The 16408-nt window shown below is 43.6% G+C and carries 15 protein-coding genes; 11 read left to right on the top strand and 4 right to left on the bottom strand.

The window, feature by feature from the left end:
- From BCT49_RS05155 to BCT49_RS05120, 8 genes are all read left to right on the top strand, one after another.
- A partial coding sequence (locus tag BCT49_RS05155) for a LysE/ArgO family amino acid transporter (protein WP_102434408.1) occupies positions 1-427 on the top strand: 427 nt, incomplete at its 5' end.
- A 162-nt stretch (positions 428-589) separates the two neighbouring features.
- Positions 590-1246, top strand: a complete 657-nt coding sequence (locus BCT49_RS05150) for a glutathione S-transferase family protein (protein WP_102434407.1) — start codon at positions 590-592, stop codon at positions 1244-1246.
- 487 nt (positions 1247-1733) lie between these two features.
- Complete coding sequence (locus BCT49_RS05145; protein WP_102434406.1) at positions 1734-2303, top strand: porin family protein; 570 nt, start codon at positions 1734-1736, stop codon at positions 2301-2303.
- Between the two features lie 155 nt (positions 2304-2458).
- Positions 2459-2872 (top strand): VOC family protein, encoded by a 414-nt coding sequence (locus BCT49_RS05140; protein WP_102434405.1) that lies wholly within the window; start codon positions 2459-2461, stop codon positions 2870-2872.
- Between the two features lie 219 nt (positions 2873-3091).
- Complete coding sequence (sbcD, locus tag BCT49_RS05135; protein WP_102434404.1) at positions 3092-4378, top strand: exonuclease subunit SbcD; 1287 nt, start codon at positions 3092-3094, stop codon at positions 4376-4378.
- A 6-nt stretch (positions 4379-4384) separates the two neighbouring features.
- Positions 4385-8107, top strand: a complete 3723-nt coding sequence (locus BCT49_RS05130; RefSeq protein ID WP_102434403.1) for an SbcC/MukB-like Walker B domain-containing protein — start codon at positions 4385-4387, stop codon at positions 8105-8107.
- Positions 8108-8331: 224 nt separating this feature from the next.
- Positions 8332-8475, top strand: coding sequence for a DUF2256 domain-containing protein (locus BCT49_RS05125; RefSeq protein ID WP_102434402.1), 144 nt, complete (start codon positions 8332-8334; stop codon positions 8473-8475).
- 89 nt (positions 8476-8564) lie between these two features.
- A complete protein-coding gene (locus BCT49_RS05120) occupies positions 8565-9449 on the top strand; it encodes a PA4780 family RIO1-like protein kinase (RefSeq protein ID WP_280136710.1) in 885 nt (294 codons plus the stop codon).
- A 242-nt stretch (positions 9450-9691) separates the two neighbouring features.
- Here the strand turns inward: BCT49_RS05120 and BCT49_RS05115 are convergent, their stop codons facing one another.
- From BCT49_RS05115 to BCT49_RS05100, 4 genes are all read right to left on the bottom strand, one after another.
- Complete coding sequence (locus BCT49_RS05115) at positions 9692-10432, bottom strand: SDR family oxidoreductase (RefSeq protein WP_102434401.1); 741 nt, start codon at positions 10430-10432, stop codon at positions 9692-9694.
- A complete protein-coding gene (locus tag BCT49_RS05110; protein WP_102434400.1) occupies positions 10432-11991 on the bottom strand; it encodes a cryptochrome/photolyase family protein in 1560 nt (519 codons plus the stop codon). Before BCT49_RS05110 ends, BCT49_RS05115 begins: the two co-directional genes overlap by 1 nt.
- Positions 11988-13382, bottom strand: coding sequence for a DASH family cryptochrome (locus BCT49_RS05105; protein ID WP_102434399.1), 1395 nt, complete (start codon positions 13380-13382; stop codon positions 11988-11990). The genes BCT49_RS05110 and BCT49_RS05105 overlap by 4 nt, the downstream gene beginning before the upstream one ends.
- 226 nt (positions 13383-13608) lie before the next feature.
- A complete protein-coding gene (locus BCT49_RS05100) occupies positions 13609-14031 on the bottom strand; it encodes a universal stress protein (RefSeq protein WP_102434398.1) in 423 nt (140 codons plus the stop codon).
- A gap of 243 nt (positions 14032-14274) precedes the next feature.
- Here BCT49_RS05100 and BCT49_RS05095 point away from each other — a divergent pair, with 243 nt between their 5' ends.
- The 3 genes from BCT49_RS05095 (at position 14275) to BCT49_RS05090 (ending at position 16158) form a co-directional block, all read left to right on the top strand.
- Positions 14275-15405: a PcfJ domain-containing protein gene (locus BCT49_RS05095; RefSeq protein WP_102434397.1), complete on the top strand. Its 1131-nt coding sequence runs from the start codon at positions 14275-14277 to the stop codon at positions 15403-15405.
- Positions 15406-15430: 25 nt separating this feature from the next.
- A complete protein-coding gene (locus BCT49_RS25775) occupies positions 15431-15568 on the top strand; it encodes a hypothetical protein (protein ID WP_198595818.1) in 138 nt (45 codons plus the stop codon).
- A 110-nt stretch (positions 15569-15678) separates the two neighbouring features.
- Complete coding sequence (locus BCT49_RS05090) at positions 15679-16158, top strand: GNAT family N-acetyltransferase (protein WP_102434396.1); 480 nt, start codon at positions 15679-15681, stop codon at positions 16156-16158.
- Positions 16159-16408: the final 250 nt, after the last annotated feature.

The following is a 16408-nucleotide window of genomic DNA, read 5'->3' as shown; positions in this document are numbered from 1 at the left end:
ATTCACTATGCCACTTCAGTTTCCGAAAATTGAGCAATTTGCTCGTTTTGGCGGAGCGATCTTTTTAGGTGTTTACTCTTTCTTAAGTTTTCGGTCGGCATTCACTGAAAATCACGCTCTAGAAGCAAGTGTAGAAACGAAAGATTCGTTAACTAAAGCGATAGCTATGTGTTTGGCGTTCACTTGGTTAAATCCACATGTTTATTTGGATACGGTTGTCCTATTGGGTTCTGTTTCAACGCAATACCAACCGAATCAAATGTTGTTTGGTGCAGGGGCAGTGTCGGCTTCGTTTGTGTTCTTCTTTTCGCTTGGTTATGGCGCTCGATTCTTGGCACCATTATTTAAGAACCCACGAGCATGGAAGGTGTTGGAGTTTGTCGTCGGAGTGATCATGGCGTCGATTGCGATATCTCTGATCGTTTAGCCACTCGTATTTAGGGATTCAAACTTACTGCTTAAAGTGACTACCTTTAGTTACTTCAGTATTTAATTATTTCTAGAAATACCGAATTAAATTTCGTCTTTTGAATTTGGTGTTCGTCTTAAGGGTGTAAACAGAAATTAATGACCTAATTCGGAGTCGAAAATGATTAAATTGATTAGCTTTAAAAATTGCCCGTTTGTTCAACGTGTTATGGGTTCTCTTGTCATGAAAAAGGTACCGTTTGAAATTGAATATATTGAACTAAACGATAAGCCACAATGGTTCTTGGATATTTCACCAAACGGTCAAGTGCCTGTGCTAGTGACTGAAAACGACACCGTACTTTTTGAGTCTGATGCGATTGTTGAATACCTAGATGATAAATATGCGCCAATTGAAGAAGTGACTGCCGAGCAAAAAGCATTAGACCGCGCTTGGTCGTATCAAGCGAGCAAACATTACATGCCACAATGCGGCACGATGGGCAGTAAAGACAAAGAGACTTTTGAAACACGTTTGGCGAACCTTCAAAAAGCTTTCCTAAAAGCAGAAAAGAAACTAGGCGACACAGTATTCTTTAAAGGCGATTACATCTCTAACGTCGACATTGCTTGGTTACCGTTATTACACCGAGCATCGGTGATCAAAGCGCGTTCAGGTTTTGATATGTTGGAAGGTTTCCCAAAAGTACAGAAGTGGCAAGCGGCTTTAATTGAGTCTGGATTGACCGATAAAACCGTTCCTGAGGATTTTATTGAGAAATTCAGTGGCTTCTATTTAACGAACAACTACTTGGCAAGCCTAGCAGAAGCTCGTTAATAATATTTATACAATTTGATATATATCTTAATAGCAGGTCATACTAAATAAATCACCTCAACAAAATAAAACTCACCCTATTTGAAGATAGTGTGAGTTTTTTAATTTCATGAGCCGGATTATTAAAGGAAATGCTATTTCCTATGATTTAAAATGGACCGAAATAAACAGATTTAAATTAATGGTTTAGGGTGTTATCTACCATGTTCTTAATGGTCGTTATATCGTGATGCTATGTCCAGAATACTTAATGAAATTATTTTGTCTCATAATTAAGACTTATTGAATATCCCCAATTGTTCATTTGATGAACACAAAATGTTGTGATAATTTCTCATTCACTCCGTAAATGAACAGTGTTTTATTGTTCATTGAGAGTAATTGAAATAAATTATTTTAAACAGTGGTGTAACAGTTCGGGGTGGTGTTTGAATACTACCAACGACAGCGTAACGCTACTGTAGGACGAACTAAAAAGGGTATTTACATGCTTAAATCAACATTTCTATTGGGCCTAGTTGGCTTGGTTTCACTTCCTACTTTTGCTGCTGGTATTGAAGGCGGTCCATACATTGGTGCTGGCCTTGGCGTATATCAAGATTCAGACACTGATGGCGGTGGCAATTTAGACGCAGAAAGCATGGGATACAGCCTTTATGGTGGTTACCAGTTCAACCGCATCGTAGGCATCGAGCTTGGTTACACGGATTATGCTGACTACGAAGCATTTGGCACTAAGGTACTTTCACCAACATCGTTTTCTGTTGCCGCTAATGTCGGTTACACCTTCGATAATTCAATTCGTCCGTTCGTAACAGCAGGTTTGAGCTACGTTGACCTTAACTCAAAGGGTTCGAGCTATATTGATGATGATTCTGGTGCCGGTTTTCACTTCGGTTTTGGTGTTGAATACACACCAGTTGAGAACCTAACGTTACGTCTGATCTCGCAAGCGGATGCGGTAAATGTCGAGTTCTTCGATAACCGAGGTAATAGATTAGCGAGTCGCGATGTTGCGTTCAGCACAGTAACACTGGGTGCTTCGTACAACTTCTAATTGCTTAGCATTTGAATTATAGATATAGCCCATGTTGTCGCGCGATAACGTGGGCTTTTTTATCGGGCAATGGATTCGTAAATTATGGGGCAATAGGTTCGTAAATATAGCCATAATGTGTAGAATCCTATTTTTGCCAAAATCGAGAAATACAGATGTCTGAACCAATCCAACAGCAAATCGGAAATATCGCGTTAGTCGTAGAGAACTATGATGATGCGATCGAGTTCTATACCAAGAAGCTTCAATTCACTCTGATCGAAGACACCAATCTAGGTGGTGGGAAACGTTGGGTACAGGTATCTCCTCCGAATTCAAATGGCACCAACCTATTACTGGCTCAAGCGAGTAGTGAAGAGCAAAAACTGTCGATTGGTAATCAAACTGGTGGCCGTGTTTTTCTTTTTCTTCAAACTAATGACTTTTGGCGAGACTATGAGCTGATGAAAACCAATGGCGTTGTATTCAATGAAGAGCCGCGAGTAGAAGAGTATGGGACTGTGGTTGTGTTCCAAGATCTCTACGGCAACAAGTGGGACTTACTTCAGTTAAATCGCCCGAACCATTAAGTTCCAAGTTAACTAGATTCGCACATCAAAACCGCTCTAACTTTGAGCGGTTTTTTTATATAACAAATACCGATTGATGGAACGTTGAACACGAATCCTCCAAAGCCCGAAATTAGTTGTTTTTCACAAGCTTATAAAAGGGGAAATAATGCTAACTCATTTGGTAGTTGATCGGTATTTTGGTAAATTAAAGCTATTACCGACTTCCAGTGAGCAACAATGAAGATTCTTCACACGTCCGATTGGCACCTTGGCCAAAACTTCTACAATAAAAGCCGTAAGAATGAGCACGAGCGGTTCTTACAATGGTTACTTGAGCAAGTTACTGAGCACAACATCGACGCGATAATTGTTGCTGGCGATATTTTCGATACCAGTACGCCACCAAGTTATGCTCGCGAGATGTATAATAAGTTTGTCGTCGACTCGAATAAGATCGGTTGCCAATTGGTGTTATTGGGCGGCAATCATGATTCAGTGTCTGTGCTTAAAGAAACTCAGCAATTACTGAAATACATGGGCGCCGACGTGATTCCCAATACCAATGAAGAATACGCGACTCAGGTTGTCGAGCTTAAAGGTAAAACTGGCGATGTAGAAGCGCTGGTGTGTGCAATTCCGTTTATTCGTCCCCGCGATGTGTTGACCAGCCAAACCGGCGTTACTGGTGTTGAGCGTCAAAAGCAATTAGGTGACGCGATTAAACAACACTATCAAAGTGTCTATGATGCCGCTGTTGCAAAGCGTGCGACGTTTGAAAATAGCGACAATATGCCAATCATCGCAACGGGTCACTTAACCGCAATGGGCGTTAAGCAGTCTGATTCCGTACGTGATATCTACGTTGGTAATCTCGATGGTTTTGCTGCTGATGGTTTCCCTAATGCGGACTATATTGCCCTTGGTCATATCCATCGCCCACAAGTTGTGGCGAAACGTGAATACATTCGTTATTGCGGTTCACCCATTCCGCTCAGTTTTGATGAGCTGAAATCTCAAAAGCAGGTCTGCGTGGTTGAGTTTGTCGAAGGCGAACGCACCATTTCACAACTGGCTGTTCCAACATTCCAACCCCTTGCTGAAATCAAAGGGGATTTGAACGAAATCGAGTTTCAGTTGAACCAGTACATTGGTGTGGAAGAAGGGCAAAACGTGTGGTTGTCGATAGAAGTGCAAGCACAGGATTATCTGTCTGATTTACAAGAGCGGATGCGAGCGTTAACGGAAGGCTTGAATATCGAAGTGCTTCAATTGAGAAGGGCGAGAGAGCGACGTAATCAAGGGTTAGAGCAAGAGTCTGCTGAAACCTTATCTGAGTTAACTCCGATGGATGTGTTTGAAAAACGTATCGCCTTAGAAGAGTTTGAAACGGATTCTGAAAAAGCACGCTTAGAGCGCATGACTGTGAAGTTCAAGCAAGTGGTGGAAGAAGTGTCTTACGGTGCTGATAACTACGATGCTGATAGCCAAGAAGAAATAGCAGCGTCAAAAGGGACAGGTGAGTAAATAAGTATGAAGATTTTAAGCCTAGAATTTGAAAACCTAAACTCTTTGAAAGGTCGTTGGAAGCTCGACTTTACTCAGTCACCGTTTGCAGAAAATGGCCTGTTTGCTATTACTGGCCCTACGGGGGCGGGTAAGACAACAATTCTTGATGCGATCTGTTTGGCACTGTTCCACCGTACACCGCGTTTGAAAAGTATCGCCAAAGGTACCAATGAGCTAATGACGCGTGGCACGGGTGAGTGTTTCGCTGAGATTGAATTTGAAGTGAAGGGTAAAACTTACCGCTCTAATTTTCATCATAAAAGAGCACGCGGAAAACATGATGGTGCGCTTCAGACGCCAACCTGTGAATTTGCAGATGCCGACAGTGATGCTGTATTAGAAACGCAGCTCACTAAGAAAATTAAGATGGTTGAGACCGTGACCGGTTTGGACTTCTCGCGATTTACTAAATCTATCATGCTGTCGCAAGGGGAGTTTGCTGCTTTCTTGAATGCCAACGCTAACGACCGTGCCGAGTTATTGGAAGAGCTTACGGGTACCGAAGTTTATAGTCTGATTTCAGAGCGCATTTACGATCACTTTAAGTCGAGCGAAGAATCACTTAACCACCTTAAAGCCAAGGCTGAGGGTGTGAGCTTACTTTCTGAAGAGCAGATTCAAGAGCTGACCAAAGAACATGGCCATCTAGAGTCTGAACAGAAACGTTTGGCTGAACAACTGACTGAGTGGAACGCGCATTTAGGCTGGTGGAAAGATGTCGGTAAAGCCGAACAGGTGATTACGGCAAGCAAACATGACTTAAAAACGGCGCAAGAAAGCCTTGTTGAAAACCAACCATCGTTAGATCGTTTAGCGAATAGCGAGCCTGCTGAAAAACTGCGTCCGCTTCATAAAGATTTAAAGCGTTGTGGCCAAGACGTTGTGACGACTCAAGCAAACCTTGAAAGCAGTACCAAGCGATTAGCTGAGCGAGATGTAGAAAAGAACACGGCACAACAGAGCGTTAATAACCACATCAAGTTGGTTGAGGTCGCTAAACAAGAACAGCAAGATCAAGAGAAGATCATTGAGCAAGTTCGACCGTTAGATAACCAAATTGCGATGTTGAAAGACAAGCAAGTAGCGGGTTCTAAAACGGTAGATACGCTTAATCAACAACAGGTTGAGAAAAGTCAGCTACAAGTCTCTTTGAATCAAACTGTTGAATCGATTAAGCAGCAAGAAAAGATCGCTGCACAATATTTAGCGGCTAACCAAGCTGACAGCCTGCTTGAAAAGTATCTGGGGCAATGGCAAATCAAGGTCACTCAGGTTCGAGATCTTGAACGTCAACACACGGAACTTTTAAATAGCGTTCAAGCTTCACAGCGCACGCTGGCCACTCAGCAAGCAGCGTTACAAGCAGCTAAAGACTCTAAATTAGCTCAAGACAAAGCACTCACAGAGCTAGTCTCTGCAGAGAACCAAGCTAAACAGCGATGGGACGCTTTGCAGCAACAAGCCAATGAACATACCCTTAGCGCACAAAAAGAGGTGCTTGAGCTCTGGAGTCGTAATACCAATACTCTGGCGGATATTAATCGTGGCTTTATTCAGGCGACTCAGCGCATAACATCCAAATCTGTCGAGTTGCAGACCAATACTCAACGTAGTGACAAGCTCACAAAAGAGCGTGAAGTGCTGGTGGAGCGTTATCAGAACAATAAGACATCGTTAGAGCGTTTAACTCGCCTAATTGACCAAGAGGGTGAATTAGCGAAGTATCGCGCGGCGTTGAAGCCAGATTCAGAATGCCCACTGTGTGGTTCAACCGAGCATACTGTTGAGCATTCTCAGGGTATCGCTGATCTCGTGGCACAAAAAGAGCGAGAAGAGCAAGAGTTAGCCGTTATTCAGAAAGACGGTACAGAACACCGTCGACAATTGGATTCATTGGTGCCGATCATCAATGGCCTCAACGATGAAATTCAACGTGCTCAAGCAGACATCGAACAAGCCAAAGTGAATTGGGCAAACCTTGTTGCCAAGCTAGCGCAAAGCAATGCAACTTTATTGGCTCAGAATTGCCCACTCAATATCTATCTGCCAAATGTCGAAGGATTAGGTAATAGCGATGTTGTGCAGTCGTTCGTTGATGCTTGTGAGCAGCAGCTTAACAACACGATCGTACTCCTGCGCAATATGGCTGATGCAAAAAATGCTTACCTTGATGCAGAGAAGCAGCGCGCAGCAACCGCGATGATTGTTGAGAAAGCTCAATCTAACCTAGAACTTGCAGAACAACGACTTGCAGATCTTTCTACACAAACGAACACATTGAGTGATCAAGCTGCTAAATGCGCACAAGCGAAAGAATCTGAGTGGCAAGGGCTAAGAGAAAACATTATTCAAACATCGATTGAAGCGCCTGAGTTAGCGCATATCGATGCTTGGTTTGCTCAAAAGCTTGAAGCTTCTAATACGTGGCTCACCACAAAACAGCAGCATGATGGGTTATATAAACAGTTGATTAGCCAACACGCTGAGCTAAAAGCACTTGATGACAAGCTAGAAGCCTTAGCGAAAGATATCACGGTGGCGAATGAAGAGGTTGAGTCACTGTCGAAAGATCTGGCGGCTGTTACCGAATCTAGAACGCAGCTGTTTGGTACACAAGACATTCAAATCGCAACTAACATCATGAAACAAAAAGTGATAGATACCGTCAGCGCACACGATGCCGCTCAAGCGGCGTTTAACCGTTGTGAACTCGACCACCGAACAGAACAGACGAAACACACCGGTTACAGTGATGAGTTAGTGACGAAACAGACAGCTCTGACTGAAGTGACATTGCTTTGGACTCAAACATTAGCGACAAGTCCATTTACTACAGAAGATGAGTTTGAGTCGGCACTGTTGGATGAGAGCGTGACAGTGCAACTGCAAAGCCTTAAGAAAACGCTGGAAGAGGCGATGGTTAGTGCTCAAGCTCGTTTGAATTCAGCCAACGCGAATCTAGTCGAACTTAAAGGTCATGACAAAGCGGAAGTTTGGCAACAACTTCCACAACAAGAAGTAGAACAAGCCGTGACTGACTGCTCCAATGCACAGCAAAGTCATGCGACGCAAATTGGTGCGGTTTCTGCGAACTTGGAAACGGATCGTCAGAACCGCAGTAATCAGCAAGACTTGTTCAAACAGATCGAAGTACAACAACTTGAGTTTGATGACATCTCACGTCTTAATTCGTTGATTGGTTCTAGAAATGGCGACAAGTTCCGTAAGTTTGCTCAAGGGTTAACGTTAGAGAACTTGGTGTACTTGGCCAACAAGCAATTGCAACGTCTACACGGTCGTTACGAGTTAAAACGTAAAGCCGATGATGGGTTAGAACTGCAGGTGTTGGATACGTGGCAGGGCGATGTGATGCGCGATACCAAGACATTATCCGGTGGTGAAAGCTTCTTGGTGAGTTTGGCGTTGGCACTCGCGTTATCTGATCTTGTGAGCCACAAAACCAGTATTGATTCACTGTTCTTGGATGAAGGTTTCGGCACGCTAGACAGCGATACATTGGACATCGCACTTAACGCACTCGATAACCTAAATGCGTCAGGTAAGATGATTGGCGTTATCAGCCACGTTGAAGCATTGAAAGAGCGTGTGCCTGTGCAACTTAAAGTGACAAAACATTCAGGCCTTGGCGTGAGTGAGATGGAGAAGCAATACAAAGTCGTTGCTTAATTGGATTAAGCGGACTTAGTCGAATTGAGCAGAGTCAGTTCAGATAAAGTCGAATCTGTTTGGATAAGCAGATCCCCGACTCAGTCGTTCCTCCTTCTCGAGGATGACGGAGTCGGGGGCTGTTATTAATCACACCTCCGTCACTCCCTGAAGCGAGGAACGAGCGTAATAGGGAATCTCTAGTAAACGAATAGGGTAATTGATTCATCGACAAGGAAGCGGTCATGCACAAGAAACTACACCTGCCCGCCAAGACATGTCCCATTTGCCTTAAACCATTCTCATGGCGTAAAAAATGGCAACGCTGTTGGGAAGAGGTGATTTATTGCTCTGAACGCTGTCGTCGCCATAAGACAAAACCCACATAATCTCCCTTCATTTAAGAATCTATTGAGAATAACCACTCATTTAACGAGTTAATATTTTATCTGTCAGGTAACTCATGTATAAAGACGACATGAAGATACCTAAAAGAATACAACCTTTAGTTGACGATGGTTTAGTCGACGAGGTGAAAAGCCAACTAATGAGTGGCAAAGAAGCGTCAGTGTACATAGTACGCTGTGGTGATACGATCCGTTGTGCCAAGGTGTACAAGGAAATAAGCCAACGTAGCTTTAAAAAAGCAACGGCATATCGAGAAGGGCGAAAGGTCCGCAATAGCCGCCGCGCTAGAGCGATGGAAAAAGGCTCTGGTTTCGGTCGTGAGCAACAAGAAAAAGTATGGCAAAGTGCAGAAGTGGATGCCTTGTATAAGCTGGCAGAAGCAGGCGTTCGCGTACCTGTTCCTTATGGTTGCTTTGATGGCGTACTGCTGATGGAGTTGGTCACTGATGACGAAGGTTATGTCGCTCCAAGATTGAACGATGTGGTGATGCCGCCTGAACAAGCGATTGAAGATCACGCGGTGATGATGACTTATGTCGTTAAGATGCTTTGCGTTGGTTTAATTCATGGTGACTTGTCTGAATTCAACGTATTGGTTGATGAATACGGCCCTGTGATTATCGATTTACCGCAAGCGGTCGATGCTTCTGCGAACAACAATGCCGAGTGGATGCTGACTCGTGATGTTAATAACATCCGTGACTATTACGCTCAGTTTGCCCCTGAACTGGCGACCACTGAGTATGCTAAAGAAATGTGGGCACTGTTTGAGAAAGGTGATTTGAAGCCGGACAGTAAACTAACGGGTGAGTTTACCGAAAGTGACGCATTGGCGGATATTGATGCCATCATGCAAGAAATTGACGCAGCCCGCGCTGAAGAGCAAAGCCGACGTGAGCGTGTTAAGGAAGAAAAAGAAGGTGTCGACGAGAGCAAGTTCAACTGGGCTGAGTAGCGGTAATAGAAAAAGTAATGATCAGTTTTGATCCTTAATTGAATCCCCAGAGTGCCCTTCGTTGAAACGACATCTTTAGTTTCAACCAACAGCATCGAGCTAACTACTAAACCCAACAGAGTCACAGCTTTGTTGGGTTTTCTATTTTTTACTATTTACCCAAAAATTCTAACGAAGTTATCGAGCGTTTTACCCAGCTAGGGTGACCTGTTAGTTACTGTTACTACGATTGGTATTACTCACTACCAAGTCAATTGCTCACCATCATACGCGTAGAAATGCCCGCTTTTATCCGGCGTAGCCGTTCGAATGATGTCCACTAATTGATGAGCTACATAACTAGACTCGAACAACTTACCTTGCGGTACATTGGTCTGAAAGGGCTTAGATAGAGCCGTGTCGGTTGTACCAGGGTGTAGCGCTAACACTGTGCCTTTCTTCAATGTACGTTGCCATTCAATCGACATAGTTTTGATGAACATGTTGAGTGCGGCTTTGGATGAGCGATAGCTATACCATCCTCCCAAACGGTTGTCTGAAATACTGCCGACCTTGGCCGATACCACTGCAAATTTTGGATTGTCGCTGGCTTTAAGAATCGGTGTAAAGTGTTTCGCCAGTAACAGGCTAGGTAGGGTGTTTACCGAGATGTTTTTCAGAAAGAATTCTGGGTCGATAGAGGACAGGTTCTTTTCCGGGCCAAGGTCTGGCGTATGAAGCATACCCACGCAATTTATTAACCAATCCAATCGCTCGAATTGAGTGCTTAGCTGCTCAATATCAGCTTCGTTAGTGGCATCGACTTGGTGCCAATTTAAACGGTTATCTTCCAATTCTGGTTGTTGTGAATGATAAGTCGCGTCGACATGGACATCGAGAAAATCAAAGCGAGACAGTTCAGACAATAGGTGCTTAACCACGGCGAAACCAATACCGCCGCTGCCACCAATAACCAATATGTGTAATCTGAGTTGTTCCACCATTATAAGTTCTCCAAGTTAGTCAGTCGTTGTTCTGCGGTGTCGAGTATCGCTTGTTGATCTTGCTCATCCATATTGTCCCAAGAGCGATAAAGCATACCCATTCGAGGGTTACGATTTAAAGCATCGCGATGTTTGTTCATGAAGCGCCAGTACAAGCTATTGAATGGACAAGAACTCTCACCACTGCGCTCTTTAATTTGGTAATGACAGCCTTTGCAGTAATCACTCATGCGATTAATGTAAGAACCGCTGGCAGAGTATGGTTTGGTTCCGACGATCCCGCCATCGGCAAAAAGTGCCATACCTCGCGTATTCGGCATTTCGACCCACTCAATCGCATCAACATAAATACCAAGGTACCAACTGTCGACTTGCTCCGGCGAAATGCCTGTGATTAAACAGAAGTTACCGGTGATCATGAGCCTTTGAATATGGTGCGCATAAGCAAACTCTAGGGATTGATCAATCGCGTGCTTCATGCAATTCATTTTGGTTTGTCCATCCCAAAAGTAATGAGGCAACTGTCGGTCTGCTGCATAATGGTTTTTATTGGCGTAAGCAGGCATGTTCGCCCAATAAACGCTACGTATGTATTCTCTCCAACCTAGAATTTGGCGAACAAACCCCTCAACTTGTGCAATATCGATAGTGGGTGCGTTTGGCTTAGCAGAAGCCTGATAAGCCGACAGCGCTGCATTAATCACTTCTTGGGGGCTCAGTAGTTTGCTGTTCAACGAAAAGGAGAGGCGACTGTGATACAAACTCCACTTTGAATCGTGCTCGGTCGTCATCGCGTCTTGGAACTGACCAAACAACGGCAAACAGACTTGGCAGAAGTGAGCAAGCAGAGACAAGCTTTGTGCTCGATTGACTGGCCATAATAATTGGTCGCCAACTTCACCAATGGTTTGAATTTGATGACGCTCGATGCGTTCTAAAATCGCGGAAATGTCGTTGGCAAACATCAGAGGTTGAGGCAGGCTTTCAATGTCTTGTTTCTTGAGTTTCTTTCGATTGCTCGCATCGTAATTCCATTTGCCGCCAACGGGCTTTCCGTCTTCTAGCAAAATGTCGAAGCGCTTTCTCATTCGGCGATAGAAGTGTTCCATCATGATGTGTTTGTCTTTCGGAAACTGTTGTTCTATCTCTTCGAATGGAAAGAGGAAGTGTTCCGTATCACAACAACCTTTGGTCGCATTAGTGAGCTTCAGCTTGTTCATCTGCTCTAAAAGTCGATATTCATCTGGCCTTTGATATTCGAATTTCTCAGCGCCGAATTCGTGTACGTAGTGTTGCAATAGAGCATCGAGATTTTCAAATTGCGTGGTGTCATCAAGAGTGAGGTGGAGTACCTGATGACCTTGTTGTTTGAGTTCGTCGGCAAAATAGCCCATCGCAGAGAAAAAAGCGGCCACCTTTTGGATGTGCGATGCAACGTAGTCAGTCTCTTGCTTGAGTTCAGCGATGATGTAAATGACCTCGTCATCAACCTGTTGAAACCAAGAGTGTTGGATATTGAGTTGGTCACCTAAGACAAGGCGCACGGTTTTGAAATTCATAACACATCCTGATTGTTGGTTAAGACAAGTTCTTTGCTGCTCGCATTCCACTGGTTGATAAACGCATGGTCTGGATCGTACATATCCGTTTGCTTACCTAAATCAAAATGACGTGATTTAGGTTGTGCTTGGTTGGCATTCTTTTGCTTGTTGGTTTGAGTGCTTACCTGAGGTCTCAGCGCTCCGGCTATATACGCCCAATTGCCCCAGTTTGATGCCACGTCATAGTCGATAAGTTGGCTCTCAAAATACGCTGCGCCGTGTCGCCAATCGATTCCTAGTTCGTAGATCAAACAGCTGGCCGTTAGCTGTCTTCCTCGGTTAGACATGTAGCCTGTTTCATTAAGCTGACGCATACATGCATCGACAATCGGATAGTTGGTATTGCCACTTTTCCATTTGGCGAAATTCAGGTTCAACGTCGCTGAGGAGTTTGAAGAGTCGAGTTTATGGTTTGAGGTTTCACCGAACAACGACGAACCCAGTGACAAACACTTCCAATAGAAATATTCGCGCCACAACAACTCAAAGTAGATCCAATAGGTTGAATCGTTACTGCCATGTTCGGCTTCGAACTGTTTCAAATAGTGATAAATCGTTTTAGGTGAAACACAACCGAGCGCCAACCATGGCGAGAACTTGGTTGAGTTTTCGATGCCGTCAAATGCGTTACGAGTCTGCTTGTAGTTAAGGGCGTAACCATGTGAAAAGTAGTTTTCTAAATGCGCTAGTCCTGCTTCTTCTCCACCCAAATAATCGTTTGTTACTTCGCTCTCGTCATTTGGTGAACTGAATAGTGAGATTGCCGATGTCGGTGCTGGTGCCACTATTGGTGTAGCTGCTGGTGGTAGACGTGAAATATCCGTCTCATCGCCATTAACGTCCAAGTGTTCGACTAGCTTTCTATACTTGGAAAACGAGCTAGGGACTTTCGATAATTCGAACGGCAGCTCATGTGAGTAAAACAAGGTGGCGTGGTGTGGCAAGCATGTTATTAAGTCAGGGTGACCACTGTGTACTGTATGAATCAATTGACGCTCGTCGTAGCCGCAATGTGCGTTAGCGAAAAAGTGGGTACAGTTTTGCGTAACAATGATTTTGTTGAGTGTTTGTTCAGCAGTGTCGGGTGCTAGATGGTTACTGCGGATCACAACCAGTTGCTGTCCAAGCTTCACTAAATTGGCTTCTAGATTGGCTATCGATTGTGAAATAAAGGTTTGGCGATGCGCTCCATAACTGTGCTCTTGTGCGAATTTAGCAGAGAAGCGAGAGAGCGTAGGTTCGACAATAACGCAAACGAGTTCATCGACCACCTGCGCGGCTTGGTGAAGCAACTGATTGTCGTTGATTCTTAAGTCGTTTGTAAAAAGATAGAGACCAATCTTTTTCATTGCTTACACTCGTGATTTGTTAATTATTAGACGCTTACGAGTTGATAAGCCGACAAGATCACAAATGATTTCAGCAAGTGGTTGATAGTTGGGTTGAGGTAAATAGGAAGATTGAATAGGGGATGTAAGCCAACCAATAATACCGATAGAGGTTGGCTCTTTATAAGCGCAAACAGCTATGTTTTAGGAGCCGGAAGCCTTTAGAAGCTTTAGTCCATAGAAGCAGTTAGTCCATAGGAACGACGAGTATGTCGACAGAGGACGAGTCTATCAATTGCTTCGAGTGCGAGATGATCTTATGCCAAAAATCATGATGATGACCGCAAAGCATTAGGTCAATGTTGTTCGCTTTTACGGTGTCTTTGAGCTTGTCATTCAAATCACCCGTACCCACAAAGATGTGTTGAATCGGCTGTTTAGCGTAAGCCTCAAACTCTCTTAAGTGTTTTATAGCATCTTCATTGACCGGTAGGTCATTATTACTCTGTTGAATATCAACGAGTTCTGGGTAAATTTCTCCGTGAGTACCGTCGATATAAACAAATGAAAGTTCCGTTTCTAGTTTGTTCGCGAAGAAGGTTGCTCTATCAATGAGTATTTTCGAGTCATCAGACATTTCAAGTGCGACCAGAATATGTCGGTATTCCATAATTAAAGCCTCTTGTTATTAGTGATGTTACAAGCATAGTTTCTCTCTAAGTAAATGATATCGAAGAGGTCTCATATTGCGTAAAATCGTCATTCAAAGATCTTCTAAGTACTCTCGTATTTATATCGCTTTGATTGATAAGAAATTTACAAAAGGTTGTTATAGTGACTTCAGCCCAATCTTTAGGCTTTTTTCTATTAGATAAGCTCGACAGTCCAACGCGCCATTAACGAAGAGGCATCAATGACAGCATTACTTACCATTCCCACTCGTACATTAGGCTTTGATTACGATATTGAGATCAGTGATTGGTCGCAAAAGCTCGTGGGCTTTCATGTGTTTGAAGATGGTAGACGTCCGCTCGATGGTGGTATTGGTTTAAGCCTCAATCTCGTGGAACAGTTTGATGTAAATGGTCGTTGGTTAGATTTGTTGCCTGCTCGTTATCGTGAAATTACCGATGATTTTCCTGAGTATCAATATCAAATGCTTTGGTTAGCTGCGAACACTTATGAAGCGGCCCAACTGCTTGAATTAAGGCCCGTTATATTGGCGTTAATCTGCATGAAACACAGTGTCGATAACAAGAAAGCATTGGAACTGAGTCGTTTAGGGCAAAAGAAGATCTTAGCTAAACTCGGCTTGGATGGCAGTAAAGCGACGCTCAAGTTTATCGACAAGTTAGAACTGCATTACAACGTCGGTGATGAGCTTGACCACATTGTTAGAATTCTCGAACCGCTACAAAGGCGTGTGCTCAAATTCAAACATTACTCTAAAGTGGGTTACACAGCGCTGCGTTTGGATCAGGTTCATCCGTTTTTAACCGGCAGTCGATTAGGCATTGCGATGGTTGAAGAGGGCAGGCTCAATGCCCCTTCAAAAATGGCCATGTTCCAAGATGCGATTTTACTGGGTCAAGATTTGGAGATGGACGATCCATTGCGCGCCATCACGAGTCAAAACTCCTTTGCTATGTTTGAACAACTGCATGATAGATGGACAGAGCAGCGTCAACTGAGAAGGTTAGAGGGAAATCGCCCTGTGGACATGGACATCCCTTATCCAGTTCCTTTACTCGGTAACGACAACATTCACCCGCTGACTGATTACTACGACCTTGAACAAGAGGGCGTGGAACAAAAACATTGTATTGGCGTCTATCATAATCGAATCATGAGCGACCGATATGTGGTGTTTCGAATGTTTAAGCCTCAGCGCTTAACCATTGGCCTACGTCGCGTTCCAAGCAAAGCCTTTCCGTTTGAAATTGATCAGATTTGTGGGAAACGAAATGCACCACCATCCGAGTCTGCTCGTCAAGTCATTCACGATTGGCTAGAACTGAGTAAGCAAAAGTATCCTAAACAATAGTCGTTGAACTAGAAGGAATAACAGGATGTATCAACAAGGCGATTTATGCCCGCATTGTGGTTTGATTATTGTCATGCCAACAGATTTGCAAGCGGAGTGCTTGGGTTGTGGCGAAGAGATCAATCAAGATCCTGATGAAGAACACTATGAGGAAGAGGAATAACCACCTCCTTATCTCAAGCAAGCAGATTCGATATCGCTACACTTAGTAGAGGTAATAACTCATGTCCTACATATCCCAACGCAGCACGAGTATTTGAAAAGGAATTTTAAATGCAGAGAGTCGTATTCAGACAATGTGAACAACACTCACTATACTGGCAGCAACTCGAACGACTTTTCCAAAGCGAATGGTCGGATTTCGACTTTAAGGCTTCATATTCTGACGAAGCCAATCTAGATAATCCCCGGTTACCACCTGTAATTGTTGTGCTTCGAGATAATGTCGTCATCGGTGGGTTAGCGTATTCCCATTTTCAAGAACCTCATCAAGTAAGAGACGTGGTTTGGGTCAATGCTGTTTATGTTGATTCCCAGTGGCGTGGTCAAGGTATTGCAAGTGAATTGATTAAACGTGCAGTCGCGCAAATGCCAGAATACTATCGATCTCAACTTCAACCTCAATCCTCGAAAGATTCAACGTCTAATTTGTACGCCTACACCAATGTTGCACCTTTGTACCTTTCTCTCGGTTGGTCAATTATTGATATTGAAACCGACCCAGATCATCACGTGATGAGCGTTTCGTTTTAGGTCTAACCGAATTTAAGTTGGACACTTATCAAAACAGAACTTGAGAATTTCAAGGACGGTTCATGAGTGTTGAAATCTGTGAAATTTTTGTTTTGAAATGCTTCAACTATCGCTGCTAAATCAAACAACTAGGCGCTGAATAAAACGAACAATACGATTTATTGCAGCAGTTGTTGAGCACAAAGCCTATATTGACTAGAATGACGCACTTTTTTTATTTACGTACATACAGGGGCTCTTCTCCGCTTAG

It is taken from the genome of Vibrio lentus, from assembly GCF_002875945.1.
Taxonomy (GTDB): Bacteria; Pseudomonadota; Gammaproteobacteria; order Enterobacterales; family Vibrionaceae; genus Vibrio; species Vibrio apostichopi.
The sequence above is the reverse complement of the archived record's forward strand: the minus strand, read 5'-3'. Positions and strand labels throughout refer to the sequence as shown.

Coding starts and splice junctions, on each gene's coding strand:
- BCT49_RS05150 (WP_102434407.1), top strand. CDS start 590: ATGATTAAATTGATTAGCTTTAAAAATTGCCCGTTTGTTCAACGTGTT.
- BCT49_RS05145 (WP_102434406.1), top strand. CDS start 1,734: ATGCTTAAATCAACATTTCTATTGGGCCTAGTTGGCTTGGTTTCACTT.
- BCT49_RS05140 (WP_102434405.1), top strand. CDS start 2,459: ATGTCTGAACCAATCCAACAGCAAATCGGAAATATCGCGTTAGTCGTA.
- sbcD (WP_102434404.1), top strand. CDS start 3,092: ATGAAGATTCTTCACACGTCCGATTGGCACCTTGGCCAAAACTTCTAC.
- BCT49_RS05130 (WP_102434403.1), top strand. CDS start 4,385: ATGAAGATTTTAAGCCTAGAATTTGAAAACCTAAACTCTTTGAAAGGT.
- BCT49_RS05125 (WP_102434402.1), top strand. CDS start 8,332: ATGCACAAGAAACTACACCTGCCCGCCAAGACATGTCCCATTTGCCTT.
- BCT49_RS05120 (WP_280136710.1), top strand. CDS start 8,565: ATGAAGATACCTAAAAGAATACAACCTTTAGTTGACGATGGTTTAGTC.
- BCT49_RS05115 (WP_102434401.1), bottom strand. CDS start 10,432: ATGGTGGAACAACTCAGATTACACATATTGGTTATTGGTGGCAGCGGC.
- BCT49_RS05110 (WP_102434400.1), bottom strand. CDS start 11,991: ATGAATTTCAAAACCGTGCGCCTTGTCTTAGGTGACCAACTCAATATC.
- BCT49_RS05105 (WP_102434399.1), bottom strand. CDS start 13,382: ATGAAAAAGATTGGTCTCTATCTTTTTACAAACGACTTAAGAATCAAC.
- BCT49_RS05100 (WP_102434398.1), bottom strand. CDS start 14,031: ATGGAATACCGACATATTCTGGTCGCACTTGAAATGTCTGATGACTCG.
- BCT49_RS05095 (WP_102434397.1), top strand. CDS start 14,275: ATGACAGCATTACTTACCATTCCCACTCGTACATTAGGCTTTGATTAC.
- BCT49_RS25775 (WP_198595818.1), top strand. CDS start 15,431: ATGTATCAACAAGGCGATTTATGCCCGCATTGTGGTTTGATTATTGTC.
- BCT49_RS05090 (WP_102434396.1), top strand. CDS start 15,679: ATGCAGAGAGTCGTATTCAGACAATGTGAACAACACTCACTATACTGG.